Annotated in this window: 11 protein-coding genes; 9 read left to right on the top strand and 2 right to left on the bottom strand. The window is 42.8% G+C overall.

Annotation, left to right across the window (positions count from 1 at the left end; all coding sequences use genetic code 11):
- The first annotated feature begins 32 nt into the window (after positions 1-32).
- From NST74_RS05225 to NST74_RS05245, 5 genes are all read left to right on the top strand, one after another.
- Positions 33-905: a carbohydrate ABC transporter permease gene (locus tag NST74_RS05225; RefSeq protein ID WP_445668171.1), complete on the top strand. Its 873-nt coding sequence runs from the start codon at positions 33-35 to the stop codon at positions 903-905.
- Between the two features lie 12 nt (positions 906-917).
- Positions 918-1,748, top strand: coding sequence for a carbohydrate ABC transporter permease (locus NST74_RS05230; RefSeq protein WP_341110811.1), 831 nt, complete (start codon positions 918-920; stop codon positions 1,746-1,748).
- Positions 1,749-1,765: 17 nt separating this feature from the next.
- A complete protein-coding gene (locus NST74_RS05235) occupies positions 1,766-3,976 on the top strand; it encodes an alpha-galactosidase (protein ID WP_341110812.1) in 2,211 nt (736 codons plus the stop codon).
- 100 nt (positions 3,977-4,076) lie between these two features.
- A complete protein-coding gene (locus NST74_RS05240; protein ID WP_341110813.1) occupies positions 4,077-5,375 on the top strand; it encodes an ABC transporter substrate-binding protein in 1,299 nt (432 codons plus the stop codon).
- Between the two features lie 22 nt (positions 5,376-5,397).
- On the top strand, positions 5,398-7,167 hold the full coding sequence (locus tag NST74_RS05245) for a M3 family oligoendopeptidase (protein WP_341110814.1): 1,770 nt from the start codon (positions 5,398-5,400) through the stop codon (positions 7,165-7,167).
- On the opposite strand, the gene NST74_RS05250 is transcribed toward NST74_RS05245, so the two are convergent.
- Positions 7,164-8,744 carry a bifunctional metallophosphatase/5'-nucleotidase gene (locus NST74_RS05250; protein WP_341110815.1) on the bottom strand — a complete coding sequence of 527 codons (1,581 nt, stop codon included), beginning with the start codon at positions 8,742-8,744 and terminating at the stop codon, positions 7,164-7,166. The genes NST74_RS05245 and NST74_RS05250 overlap by 4 nt on opposite strands.
- Before the next feature lie 173 nt (positions 8,745-8,917).
- Here NST74_RS05250 and NST74_RS05255 point away from each other — a divergent pair, with 173 nt between their 5' ends.
- The 4 genes from NST74_RS05255 (at position 8,918) to phnE (NST74_RS05270) (ending at position 12,408) form a co-directional block, all read left to right on the top strand.
- On the top strand, positions 8,918-9,895 hold the full coding sequence (locus NST74_RS05255) for a phosphate/phosphite/phosphonate ABC transporter substrate-binding protein (protein WP_341110816.1): 978 nt from the start codon (positions 8,918-8,920) through the stop codon (positions 9,893-9,895).
- A 137-nt stretch (positions 9,896-10,032) separates the two neighbouring features.
- Complete coding sequence (phnC, locus tag NST74_RS05260) at positions 10,033-10,815, top strand: phosphonate ABC transporter ATP-binding protein (RefSeq protein WP_341110817.1); 783 nt, start codon at positions 10,033-10,035, stop codon at positions 10,813-10,815.
- A gap of 1 nt (position 10,816) precedes the next feature.
- Positions 10,817-11,608: a phosphonate ABC transporter, permease protein PhnE gene (gene phnE / locus NST74_RS05265; RefSeq protein WP_042124631.1), complete on the top strand. Its 792-nt coding sequence runs from the start codon at positions 10,817-10,819 to the stop codon at positions 11,606-11,608.
- The gene (phnE, locus tag NST74_RS05270; RefSeq protein WP_341110818.1) at positions 11,605-12,408 is read left to right on the top strand and encodes a phosphonate ABC transporter, permease protein PhnE; all 804 of its coding nucleotides are present in this window, start codon (positions 11,605-11,607) and stop codon (positions 12,406-12,408) included. The genes phnE (NST74_RS05265) and phnE (NST74_RS05270) overlap by 4 nt, the downstream gene beginning before the upstream one ends.
- A gap of 96 nt (positions 12,409-12,504) precedes the next feature.
- Here the strand turns inward: phnE (NST74_RS05270) and NST74_RS05275 are convergent.
- Positions 12,505-13,649 (bottom strand): IS3 family transposase gene (locus NST74_RS05275; RefSeq protein ID WP_339287325.1). Its coding sequence is split into 2 segments (ribosomal slippage): positions 12,505-13,361 and positions 13,361-13,649, totalling 1,146 coding nucleotides; the frame shifts between segments, so codons are not numbered across the junction.
- Positions 13,650-13,797: the final 148 nt, after the last annotated feature.

Consider the following 13,797-nt stretch of genomic DNA (forward strand, 5'->3'; position numbering starts at 1 on the left):
GAGTGATTCAGAGGAAGATATCGAGAAGCACAATGAATGAATGGTCCTGGGGTTGGTTCTTAATTGCGCCAACGATTATAGGTTTACTGGTATTAAATATTATTCCAATCTTCCAGACGATGTATTTGAGTTTCTTCAAGAGTGGGGATTTTGGCAAAGGCAATATCTACGTAGGCATCGATAATTATAAGAAAATGTTTGGGGACTCGCAAGTATGGCACGCCGTAGGTAATACTCTAGGCTACACCCTTATCGTTGTTCCTATAACAATAATTATCGCCATGCTGCTGGCGGTTCTGCTAAATGGAAAAATCAAAGGGAAATCTCTGTACCGCACAATATATTTTATTCCGATGATTGCGGCTCCTGCTGCGGTAACGATGGTATGGAAATGGCTTTACAATACCCAATTTGGATTGATCAACCACATTTTATCTGTATTCGGAATGGGTCCAGTGCAATGGACGACTAACCCTAATGTAGCCTTGATTTCAATCGCAATTATTGGGATATGGAGTGCTGTCGGGTACAGTATGGTACTTTTATTAGCAGGTCTGCAGGAGATTCCTAAAGATTATTATGAGGCTTCTAATATCGATGGAGCGGGTCCCATTAAACGCTTCTTCATTGTTACTTTACCACTAGTAACACCGACCTTGTTCTTTGTAATGGTGACTTCGATTATTCAAGCGATGCAAGTATTTGATGTTATCTACATGATGATCGATGTTACGAATCCGGCGTATGACAAGACCGTATCACTGGTCTACCTTTTCTATAACAACTCTTTTAAATATTCCAATAAGGGTTATGGATCCGCGATTGTAATGCTCTTGCTAGCCATAATCATTGTCATCACACTGATCCAAATGAAGGTACAGAAAAAATGGGTCAATTATATGTAGGGGGTACAAAAAATGGAGCAAAAAAAGAGAATATCTACTGTATCGATTCATGTGTTCTTAATTATAGGCGCCTGTATCATGGTGTTACCTTTTATATGGATGATATTAACTTCATTTAAAACGGTGGCTGAGTCCACTTCAATGAATCCATTCGTCTTTTTCCCAACGACGTGGGAATTCGGGAATTACGCTGAGGTTATTAAACAAAACGATTTTGTACAGCTGTATTTTAATACCTTCTCTATGATGGCTTTGCGGGTGATTTTCTCCGGAATATTTAGTGCTATGGCTGCTTATGCCTTTGCGAGACTGAATTTCCCTGGCAGAGATTTCTTCTTTGGATTAGTGTTATTTCAGATGATGGTACCCACGCAAATCTTTATCATTCCGCAATATCTGATGGTAGATGCGATCGGTATGCGTAACACTATTTTTGCACTTTTGTTTCCCGGGATTGTCAGCGCGTTTGGTACATTCCTACTAAGACAATTCTTCATGGGACTTCCGAAAGAGCTGGAAGAAGCGGCGAAGCTAGATGGCTGTAATATCGGTCAAACCTTTTTAAGAGTCATGCTTCCTTTAACTCGTTCAGGTCTGGTCGCTTTAAGTATCTTTACCGCTTTGTTTGGTTTCAAGGATTTAATGTGGCCGATGATTGTAAACACAAGCTCCAGCGCAGCTACTTTATCTTCAGCGTTAGCCAAGATTCAAAGCGCTTACTCTGTAAACTATCCTGAGCTGATGGCAGTGTCCGTGCTGGCTATTCTGCCAATGTTACTCATATATATGCTTTTTCAGAAGCAATTTATTGAAGGAATTGCTACGTCCGGAGGTAAGTTGTAATAAATTAGGAGGTACTTATGACTATTCTATTTCATGAACAATCAGGTGAGTTTCATCTTTATAATGATCATATCAGCTATATTATAAAGATTCTGAAAAATAAACAGCTTGGGAATTTGTATTATGGAAAGAAAATTCGGGATAGAGATTCCTTTGCTCATTTGCTGGAAGGCGGCTTAAGATCACTAGCAGCTTATGTATATGAAGATGATTACCATTTCTCGCTTCAACACACAAGACAAGAATACCCCTCTTATGGAACAACTGATTTTAGATATCCGGCCTTTGAGATCAAACAGGAGAACGGTAGTTCCATATCAAATTTCGAATACCAATCGCATGAGATATTTAAAGGGAAAAAGAAATTGAGTGGGCTACCAGCTACCTATGTGGAAGATGCTCATGAAGCCGATACGTTAGAGATTACACTCTATGATGCTTTGATAGATTCAGAAATACTACTTAGTTATACGATATTTAATGAAATGGCTGTGATTACTCGAAATACTAAATTTACTAATAATGGCGAGCAGAAGATCATATTGAATCGTGCCATGAGTACTAGTATAGATTTGCCAGACTATGATTATGAGATGATTCATTTGGCGGGTGCGTGGAGCAGGGAACGTCATGTGAAGACGCGTAAGTTAGAGCAAGGGACGCAAGGGATTTATAGCCTTAGAGGGGCAAGCAGTGCAGAGCATAATCCATTTCTTGTCTTAAAAAGACCAGGGGCAGATGAGTTTGCCGGTGAGGTGTACGGGTTCAGCCTTGTGTATAGTGGAAATTTCTTGGCACAGGCAGAAGTGGATACTCATGATGCCACCAGAGTAATTATGGGCATTCATCCGGATCAATTTGAGTGGGAATTAGCATCAGGAGAAGCGTTCCAGACACCAGAAGCGGTTATGGTTTATTCAGATCATGGGCTAAACCAAATGAGCCAGACTTACCATGAGCTATACCGGACAAGATTGGTTCGAGGACATTGGCGGGATCTGGTTCGGCCCATTTTGATCAATAACTGGGAGGCTACTTCATTTGAATTTACTGAGGATAAGATACTTGCCATTGCCACCACCGCCAAAAATCTGGGTATGGAATTATTCGTACTGGATGACGGCTGGTTTGGAGCACGTAATCATGATCGGGCAGGTCTCGGCGATTGGGTAGTGAATTCAGAGAAATTGCCGGAAGGCATTAAGGGACTAGCGAATAAAATAGAAGCGATAGGGATGAAGTTCGGTTTATGGTTTGAACCCGAAATGGTAAACAAGGACAGTGACCTGTACCGGATGCACCCGGATTGGATTATTAGTACGCCTGGTAGACACGCTTCGCCTTCCAGAAACCAGTATGTACTCGATTTTTCTAGAAAAGAAGTAGTCGATTATATTTATGGATCCATGTCCAAGGTATTAAGTGAGTCTGCAATTACTTATGTGAAATGGGATATGAACCGTTATATTACAGAGTGTTATTCCATTGCCCAGGAAATTTCCGGACAAGGGAAGGTGTTCCATCTTTATATTCTCGGTGTGTATGATCTATATGAACGTTTGACCTCAAAGTTCCCGCATATTTTATTTGAATCCTGTTCCAGTGGTGGGGCTAGATTTGATCCAGGTTTACTCTACTACGCCCCTCAAACTTGGACAAGCGACGATACCGATGCCGTGGAACGTCTGAAGATTCAATATGGTACATCTTTTGTTTATCCTGTGAGCAGTATGGGAGCGCATGTCTCTGAAGTGCCTAACCAGCAGTTAGGGCGAATTACACCGATAGACACTCGAGCGAATGTCGCCTACTTTGGAGCGTTTGGTTATGAGCTGGATTTAAATGAACTGACAGATGTGGAACAGGAAAGGGTGAGGCAGCAGGTTGCTTTTGCCAAAGAATATAGAGCCTTAATCCAAAAGGGCAAATTCCATCGTTTACTGAGCCCGTTCGGACACAATGTGACTGCTTGGATGGTAGTCTCCCAAGAAAAAAACGAGGCTATAGTCGGTTACTATCAAGTATTAAACGGTGTAAACCAAGGGTTTAGACGACTAATGCTTGCAGGTCTGGATCCTGATAAGCAGTATTGTATTAATGGAGTTCAGGAAAGAGTACATTATGGAGATGAACTAATGAGTGCTGGTCTTGTTATTCGGCAGGATGAGCTTTGTACGGAAGGTGCGGCTGACTTCACTTCTGTACTTTATGTATTAAAGCGAATATAAAAGAAGTTAAAAAAAGGTGCATAGCTTGCTATGCACTTTTCTGCCGTTATGGATTATCATTAGCAATATGAAGCAACTAGCAGAGAGAAGGGGGGAATTCATGCGGATGAAATCTCGAGAGTGGATGCAGATGATAATGATATTATTGATTGCGTTATCATTAATAGGATGCAACAATATCAGCATCACAAATGATACGTTTTTAGTGAATAAAGGGGATGAAGGTAGCAATTTGGAGAAGCCTTATATTACGCTCCGCTATTCCAGCTACCTGCTGGATACGGCTCAGGCTGGTAAAGCCTATTTCGATGCTATTAAGGAGTTCGAGGTCCAGAATCCGGGCATCAAGATTGAAGCTGACTTTATCCAAAATGCGAATTACACAGCCGGTATTAAAATCCGTCTATTAGGTGGAGTGAGGATGGATATTTTCGATACGTGGTCCCCAAGTCTCTTTGAAGAGTTCAGAGCGCTGGGCGATCATATGTATCTGGATCTTACAGGCTCTGAATTTCTTAATGAATTTTTGCCTACTTCTCTAAAGCCAGTAACTATTGATGGTAAAGTGTATGGAGCTCCTGAAGTAATGCACAGCGACGGGCTTTTGTATAACAAGACGATGTTCGAGCAGTTAGGCTTAACTGTGCCTCAGACGTGGACTGAATTCATCGATGTCTGTGAAAGGTTAAAAAGGGTGGGAATTATCCCTGTTGCGATGGATGCGGAATGGTCAACCGCTCAATTTTTCTGGGGGTCGATGATGTCCAATAATGGTGCGGACGGAGAATGGACGAAGAAGCTGGAAAGTGGAGAGGTCAAGATTTCAGATCCTATTTTTGTAGATGCTATTAAGAAGCATAAGGAGATTATCGATAGAGGTTATGTTCCAAAAGATTGGATGAGTATCAAGCATGAGCAGGCTAAGGATCTTGTTGGTCAGGGGAAATCGGCTATGATTATTACAGGTACTTGGGATATCCCGAGTATTATGGAGCGCAACTCGGCTTATGATATCGACTTCATGATGGTACCCGGTGAGAAGCGGACCGTTCCTAATATTAATGTGGGGACGTACCGTGTGATTAATGCTAAGACAGAGTATCCAGAGGAAGCGAAGAGGTTCGTAGCATTTATGAATAGCAAAGCGAACCAGCAAAAGCTTGCAGTCGGAGCATTGGCGGTTCCCTCGATTATGGATTTTCAGATTGCTAATCCAGTAGTAGCCAAAATTGCAGCGGTCGTTACCCGCGCGGACGCTACTCTGTATTGGCCGCATACGGTGTCCAGAGAATCGTTGCAGGTAAAGATTCAGGAAGCCGTTAATCGATATCTGGCTGGTCAGAGTCTTGAGGAGACGCTTGGCGAAATTCAAAAGGCAGTGGACAGCACTCGAAAGTAATCGATGGGGAAGAGGTTTGCGAATGAATATGACATGGAATTTGGATAGCTTATATCCTTCCTTTGAATCGGAGAAGGTAAGAAGGGATCGCGAGCTACTGAGTCAACATATACAAGATTTAAAGATGTGGGCTGAGAATCATTTGAAAGTGACAGATGTTACGGCTGCACCTGTGGAGGACTTTCTAAGACTCTATAACGATTATAAAAGCGTAGATGTATGTTTATTGGCCTATGCAGAGTTAACGCTTAGTGCAGACAGCAGTTGTGAGGAAGCTATGAATCTTGCGGATGATATTGAACATATGAGCTCAGAGATTGCAGGAGTAGTTGCGGGTTTTAACCGTTGGATTAGTACTTGTGATCACATAGATGAGCTTATCGTTAGCTCAACTTATCTTTTGAAGCATCGATTTTATTTAAAGGAGCTTCTTCTGCAATCCCGTTATGTATTAAATGAGGAAGTGGAAGTTGCAATTTCCAGAATGCAGAGCACGGGTTCTACAGCTTGGGGAAGGCTCTACATGGAGAGCGTATCGAGTACACTAGCAGATGTGGTAGTACAAGGGGAAACTAAGAAAGTAACGCTTGCGGAACTAAGGAGTATGGCCTATGAGAATAACGCTGCATTAAGAAAAGCGGCTTATGAAGCCGAGGCTGAAGCTTGCAGCCGTATTGCTGGGGTTTGTGCAGCTTGCATGAATGGAATAAGCGGTGAGGCGCTAACGGTTTATGGCATGCGTGGATATCAATCTTCTCTGGAAAAGGTGTTAGTGGCATCGCGAATGGACAGTGAAACTTTATCGGCAATGCTCGCCGCTCTTCAGGAGAGTCTGCCAGCTTTTCATACCTATTATCAAAAGAAAGCTGAATTGCTGGGACATTCCACCAAGCTGCCTTTTTACGATATTTTTGCACCGATTGGCGAAGAAAGTGTAAAAATCTCTTACGAAGATGCTCAAAAAACAATTGTCTCTAGCTTCGGAACCTTTAGCGAGGAATTGGCCAGTTTAGCGCAAAAGGCTTTTGATCAGCAATGGATTGATGCAGAACCTAGAGCGGGTAAGGGTGGATATGGGCTCTGCATTGATATTTTTCCGATAGGCGAGAGCAGAATCATGACCCAGTTCACCGGAAATGCTATAGATATTAGTATCCTTGCCCATGAGCTCGGCCATGCGTATCATAGCTCCTGTCTGGGGAATGAAACGATGCTGAACACAGATTACCCGATACCGATTGCCGAAACGGCTTCGATCTTTTGCGAGACGATTGTAAATCAGGCACTACTCACTAGTTCGACCAAGAAGGAAGCGCTGCTTCTATTGGAGAGAAGTATTTCCGATGCTGGGTATTATCTTGTAGATTTTTATGCTCGTTATTTATTTGAGCTTAAATTATATGAGAGAAGAGCCTTAGGTCCGCTTCCTGTTCAAGAGCTGAACGAATTGATGATTACTTGTATGGTGGAAGCTTACGGTGAGAGCATTGATCCTGACACGATCCATCCTTACATGTGGATGAACAAGGCCGGCTATTTTATGGCTGGTTATGAATTTATGAACTTCCCGTATTCCTTCGGACTATTATTCGCTAAAGGACTCTACGCAGAATATTTAAAAAAGGGCGAGGGATTCGTCGCCCGGTATCGTCAGTTCCTTAGTGCTACCAGCAAGCATAATATTGCAGATGTAGCAAAGTTTATGGATATTGATGTACACTCCATTGATTTTTGGAGAGGGGCTTTAAAGCTGATAGAAACCGATATTAAGGCATTCATCAGCACAACCTAAACCACTCTCCAGTTGTGATCACAGGTAGCTTCAATTTGACCGCGTTTTTCAATGTAATTCGTGACAATTTCAGACATGTCGATCAGTACTTCTTTGACAATCGGCTTGCCCTTATACATCTCATAATCTCCACCGCCGCTTGCTCTATAGTTGTTCATAACCACATCATATTCCTTAGAGTCCTCTACAGACTGTCCACGATACAGCAGATGGAGGACTCTTTTGCCTACAGGTTTATGGACATGAAGCTCGTAGTGGATGCCTTCCCACATATCATAATTGTAATGCTGCGATTTAGGTTCTACATAAGCAGGGTTAACCATTACATTTCCCTCTATATCCTTTTGAAAATAGTTGGCGGTTTGTTCCAGTGCCTCTTTTATATCTCGCCCGGTCAGTCTTAGTACAGTTAGCGTGTTAGGGTAAATGAAGTTAGAAAGAATGTCTCTCCGAGTAATGGTGTTACTGAAACCCTTGCAATCGTTACTGAGCAAAGCTGATGTTGAGATTTCTACACCGGTAGCCTCCATTTGTACTTTATTCATGAATTCTATAAAGGGATGGTCAGCCATTCGGCATTCATCAGCACTAGAAATAGATAGATCACCGATAACTGTACCTATTCTCTCATCCAGCCAGATTTCTGTTTCTGATTCAAGAGTACTGCTAAGCTCTAGAAGTGTATCATCTACAGCGGTATTGTCGTCCACAGCAAGGAGTTCGGCTTGTTTACTCTTTATCTTCCAATGCTCGTTTTCTTTTTGAAAGATTACTGAAATCTTACCTAGGGAATGCCCATTACAACCAGGCTGTATGATCGTCACACCATTTAGCTCACTAGCTATGAAGCGATGCTGATGTCCGGTAATTAACACATCTAAGCCTTCAACCTCTGTGCACATTGCGTAGGCTTGATTCTCCCCGGTTAGTCTCTCTACAGGTTCACCACTAATGAGGTCGCGCTCAAATCCGCCATGATAAGCTACAACGAGTAAATCGGGCTGTTCTTCTTCTCGTATCCTGGCACACCAAAGTTTTACAGTCTCTAACGAATCCTTAAATTGAAGTCCTTCTATATGGACAGGATTCTCCCAATGGGGAATGTAATGTGTGGTAACCCCTAGAATGGCTACCTTGATTTTTTGGTCTACCCACTTGATGATATAAGGTTTACCAAATGCGGGCTCACATGTCTTGCTTTCTATAATCCCAGCAGATAACCAAGGGAATTTGGAATCCTGAATGGCTTTATTGAGCAGTGGCTTACCAAAATTAAACTCATGGTTGCCGATAATTGCAGCGTCATATTTTAATTCGTTCAGTGCAGCTATGCCTGGATTTAATTCGTCACTGTACTGCGTGGCTGCATAATAAGCTAGCGGTGTTCCTTGAATAAGATCACCGTTATCCAGAAGAATAAGTTCCGGACAATGGAATCTTTCTTGTTTAATAAGGCTGGAAATGGTTGCTAAGCCCTTTTGTCGTTTCTCACCTGTACGGTAATCAATGGGTCCTAAGTGCCCATGTAGATCACTTGTTATGAGGATTTCACAGGTTAAAGTGTTGTCTTTATTCATGGGAAGCCTCCTGCAAATTATAAGTTCAGACCCCCATTCTATCAGATAATTTGGAAATTTTAAGAGATTAAAATAAATTTTACATATATTTAATAGTTAGATGCCCTAGATTTAATACAAAATATTTATAGTCTAGAAGTACTAAAAAAAAGAAAACAGTGGAGGTCTTTCGTTTGAGAAAAATAGGTAAATTCGTATTGCCGCTAATGATGTCTATTACACTGCTTAGTGGTTGTGGTGCTAATAACACTACTAATACTGCAAACCAAGGATCGACAGATGGAACAAATGCACCGAAGGAAACGGCAGCTCCTGTAGCAGAGGGTTATGTTCCAGAGAAGCTTACAGTACAATTTGTCCCTTCCCAAAATGCAGATACGCTCGAAGCTAAGGCGAAACCTCTTGAAAAATTACTGGGTGATAAACTCGGTATTCCTGTAGAAGTAAGTGTCTCGACTGATTACAACACAGTTATCGAAGCTATGGCTTCCAAAAAAGTGGATGTGGGCTTCCTTCCTCCAACAGCTTACGTATTAGCAAAAGAAAAAGGAGCTGCTGAAGTTATTCTTCAAGCTCAGCGTTTTGGAGTAAATGATGAAACGGGTGCTCCGACAGATGAATTAGCTGATTTCTACAAATCTATGATTATTGTTAAGAAAGATTCTGCGATCAAATCCGTTGCCGATTTGAAAGGCAAAAAAATTGCCTATCAAAACGTTACATCCTCAGCAGGTTTTGTATGGCCGGCTGCAACGCTGATGGATGCAGGACTTGATCCGTTGAAAGATGTACAAGCCATCACGGTTAAAGGACATGATCAAGGCGTACTTGCTGTGCTGAACGGTGACGTAGATGCAGCAGCTATTTTCCAAGATGCTCGTAATGTAGTCCTTAAGGATTATCCGAAAGTATTTGAAGATACCCAAGTTCTTGCCTTCACTGATAAAATCCCTAACGATACGATTTCGGTTCGTTCAGATATGAACAAGGAATGGATGGAGAAGATTCAGCAAGCATTCATTGATATCGCAGCTGACAAAGAAGGACATGAGATTGTTAAAGAAATTTATTCTCATGAAGGATATGTGAAGTCACAAGATAGCAACTTTGACATTGTTCGTGAATACAACAATAAAGTAAAAACAGAGTAGTCCAAGCCGTTCAAGGATACAACGATGTTGGTGTATAACAGTCATTAAGGATAGCCAGCTCCGGATTCCCCCCCGGATCTGGCTATCTCTTTCTCTTTTATACGATTATACGAAAACACACACAAAGGAATGATTTCATGATAAAGATTCAGAATGTATCCAAGACGTATCAAAACGGAACTAAAGGCTTGAACAACATTAATCTGACTATTCCAGCTGGGGAATTTGTAGCTATTGTTGGTCTTTCTGGAGCGGGGAAGTCAACCTTGCTGCGTTCCATTAACCGGCTTCATGATATTTCAGAAGGCGATATTCTTATCAATGGGCAATCCATCACGAAGGCAAAGGGAAGCCAGCTCCGAATGATCCGTAGAAATATCGGAATGATCTTCCAAAGCTTTAACTTAGTCAAACGTACGACGGTGCTTCGTAATGTATTGGCAGGGCGGGTCGGCTATCATTCCACAATACGGACGATCATTGGCAAATTCCCTCAGAAGGATATTGATTTAGCCTTTGAGTCTCTCGATCGGGTCAATATTGCTGAGAAGGCCTACACACGTGCAGATCAACTATCTGGAGGTCAGCAGCAGCGCGTGGCTATTGCCCGTGTTCTTGCGCAGGAGGCGCAAATTATCCTTGCAGATGAACCTGTCGCTTCACTGGATCCGCTCACGACCAAGCAGGTTATGGATGATTTGAAAAAAATTAATGTGGAGCTTGGGATCACCACCATCGTGAACTTGCACTTTATCGATCTTGCTAGAGAATATGCTACCCGGATTATCGGACTCCGAGCAGGAGAAGTGGTCTTCGATGGCCCTGTATCGGAGGCAACCGATGAGAAGTTCGCTGAGATTTACGGAAGACCGATTCATCAGGATGAGTTGTTAGGTGAGCCTGTAATCGGGGGCATGTGATATGAATTTGAATGCAGAGAAACTACACCCCAAACCGCCAAGGAAAATAAAGCATTATTTCACAGTCATCATATTAGTAGTATTACTGTGGAGAAGTGCAGTTTTGACCGATTCATCTATCGGTGAGCTGATCTCCGGTCTGCCGAATATGCTGGATCTGTTTAAGGAAATGTTCCCTCCAAACTGGGGGTATTTTGACAATATTATAGATGCGATGCTGGAGACGATCCGGATGGCATTGGTCGGTACAACGTTTGGTGCCATTCTTGCAGTTCCCATTGCACTACTGTGTGCAAGCAATATTACGCAAAGTCGATGGCTTCATTATCCAGTGCGTATGCTGCTGAATTTGATCCGCACAATTCCTGATCTATTGCTGGCTTCTATTTTTGTCGCCATTTTCGGTCTCGGTGCGCTTCCGGGAATATTTGCTTTGACGGTATTTTCGCTGGGGCTGATCGCCAAGCTTACGTATGAATCGTTGGAGACGATTGAAAAGGGACCTTTGGAAGCAATGACTTCAGTCGGAGCGAATAAGACGCAACGAATTATATTCGGAGTCATTCCGCAGGTACAGGCTCATTTCATGTCCTATGTGCTGTATGCCTTTGAGATCAATGTCCGTGCTGCAGCAGTTTTAGGTTTGGTAGGCGCGGGTGGAATCGGCCATTACTATGAAGTGACATTAGGCTTTTTAGAATACGATAAGACTTGCACCATTATCTTGTTCACATTAGCAGTAGTATTGATTATTGATTATGTAAGCACTAAGCTGCGGGAGAAATTAATATGAGTAAATCATGGAATACCCTTGTCCCTAAACCTCGTAAAAATCGCTTCCGCCTACTGATTTATGTGGCATTAGTGGTAGTGTACATTTGGGCTTTTTCCGGAGTGCCGTTTAATGGATTTAAAGAAACCGCCGGGGTCATTACTAAGGCGATCTTTGCTGGGATATTCTCACCTGACTGGGCCTTCGTTTATTTACCAGATGGGGAGGATCTGCTCCGTGGATTGCTTGAAACGCTTGCTATTTCAATTTTAGGAACTTTTATCTCGACCTTCATATGTATCCCTTTTGCTTTTTGGGCTGCGGTCAACATGAGCAAGGGAAAGGTGATTTCGGGTTCCGGTAAGCTGGTGTTAAGCTTTATACGGACATTCCCTGAGATCATTATGGCTTTGCTGTTTATCAAGGCTGTTGGGCCGGGTTCATTTGCGGGTGTACTGGCTCTGGGACTGCATTCCGTGGGCATGCTCGGCAAATTGTTCGCGGATGAGATTGAGAATATTGATAACGGTCCACTTGAAGCCTTAATTTCTTCTGGCGCCAGCCGCATGCAGGTGTTATGGTTTGCTGTTGTGCCGCAGGTATTGCCAGGCTTTCTATCCTACACTTTATACAGGTTCGAAATTAACGTTCGCTCAGCTACGATTCTGGGTGTGATTGGAGCTGGGGGGATTGGTACGCCGTTAATCTTCGCCCTCAGTTCACGGAATTGGGACCGGGTCGGGATTATCCTACTAGGCATTATTGTGATGATTACGATTATTGATTTGATTTCCGGCATGATTCGGAAGAAGCTAGTGTAACTGAATCGCGTAATTACATGTTAGACAAAGACCTCCTTAGGGTATGAATGGGACTGACCCCCGTTTGTGAGACAGGGATCAAAACACCTTACAAGTTTAAGTAGCCAGTCGCCGGAAATCCATCGGTGACTGGTTATTTAGTTTCGCTTGAATTCGAAATGAGTTATAGTAAATGATGTAGTCTCGAATGGTCTCTACAACGATTGCAGTCGTTGTAGATGTGAGATCTTCGAGGTAGAACGTTTCAGACTTTAGGGTGGAATGAAACGATTCAATGGGGGCATTATCAGCGGGCGTTCCTTTACGGGACATGCTCATGGTAATGCCTTTTCCTTTTACAGCTTCCTGGTACGCAAAGGACGTATACACGCTGCCCTGGTCGCTATGCAGCAACATCTTTTCCTGCTTTGGAAGTTGATTTAACGTATCCAACACCAAAGAGGTATCTTGTTTATCTGCTATACTGTAAGCCACAATCTCACCATTGTACAAGTCTAGAATGCTGGAGAAGTACAACATCTTCCCGCCAAATGGCAAATAGGTAATGTCCGTGACGAGTTTTTGCAGAGGTGCTTCTGCATGAAACTGTCGCTTGAGCAGATTTTCAAAGGAGTGTACAGATTGCCCAGTCACCTTTCGTTTTTTCATCCTCACGCGGCACTGAAGCCCCTCACACTGCATGATCCGCTGGACTCGCTTGTGATTTATACTCTGCTCTATCCGAAGGAGCGCCGTGATTTTCCGGTACCCGTAGCGGAATTTATGACGGATGCAAAGCTCCCGGATTTTCTCCACCACTTTGTCTGTATGCTTTGTCCCCACAGCTGCTTTCCAGCGGTAGTAAGTCGTTCTTGCGATTCCGAGCCATCTACAAGCCTCAGACACCGTCACTTCGTTTCGAATGGATTCGATCCAGGCAATAACGGCCTCTGGTTCCACCTCCTCTCCAACTCCTCGTACTTTTTTAGCAGTTCTAATTGTTGTTTTAAGAATCGGTTCTCTGCCTTTACTCTTTCGAGCTCCGAAGAGTCCTCCGGACCTTTTCCATAGCTGTACTGTTTACCCACCGGCTGCTGCAAACGATGCCGTTCACCATTTCGATTCCATCTCATCCATGTCTTTAGCTGTGTCTTATTCCGTATTCCGAGCTGCTCCATAACCTCTTTCACAGGTACGCCTGCTAATCTCATTTCTATAGCTTTCATCTTTATTTCCACGGGATAACTTACTCTGGTTGCCAATGCAAAAACACCTCCAAGATGATCTCCTTATCTTACGACAAGGTTCCATTCTTTTGAAGGTGTTTTGATTTGTCTCACGTTATGGGGTCAGTCCCAATAGAGCCTATGGGGGTCTTTTTATGATTAGCGCACTATTCGGAAAAGCTAT

Source organism: Paenibacillus sp. FSL F4-0125, assembly GCF_038008565.1.
In the GTDB taxonomy this organism is placed as follows: Bacteria; Bacillota; Bacilli; order Paenibacillales; family Paenibacillaceae; genus Paenibacillus_AQ.

Excerpts from the sequence above, each read along its gene's own strand:
- NST74_RS05225 (WP_445668171.1), top strand. The coding sequence starts at position 33 with ATGAATGAATGGTCCTGGGGTTGGTTCTTAATTGCGCCAACGATTATA.
- NST74_RS05230 (WP_341110811.1), top strand. The coding sequence starts at position 918 with ATGGAGCAAAAAAAGAGAATATCTACTGTATCGATTCATGTGTTCTTA.
- NST74_RS05235 (WP_341110812.1), top strand. The coding sequence starts at position 1,766 with ATGACTATTCTATTTCATGAACAATCAGGTGAGTTTCATCTTTATAAT.
- NST74_RS05240 (WP_341110813.1), top strand. The coding sequence starts at position 4,077 with ATGCGGATGAAATCTCGAGAGTGGATGCAGATGATAATGATATTATTG.
- NST74_RS05245 (WP_341110814.1), top strand. The coding sequence starts at position 5,398 with ATGAATATGACATGGAATTTGGATAGCTTATATCCTTCCTTTGAATCG.
- NST74_RS05250 (WP_341110815.1), bottom strand. The coding sequence starts at position 8,744 with ATGAATAAAGACAACACTTTAACCTGTGAAATCCTCATAACAAGTGAT.
- phnC (WP_341110817.1), top strand. The coding sequence starts at position 10,033 with ATGATAAAGATTCAGAATGTATCCAAGACGTATCAAAACGGAACTAAA.
- phnE (WP_042124631.1), top strand. The coding sequence starts at position 10,817 with ATGAATTTGAATGCAGAGAAACTACACCCCAAACCGCCAAGGAAAATA.
- phnE (WP_341110818.1), top strand. The coding sequence starts at position 11,605 with ATGAGTAAATCATGGAATACCCTTGTCCCTAAACCTCGTAAAAATCGC.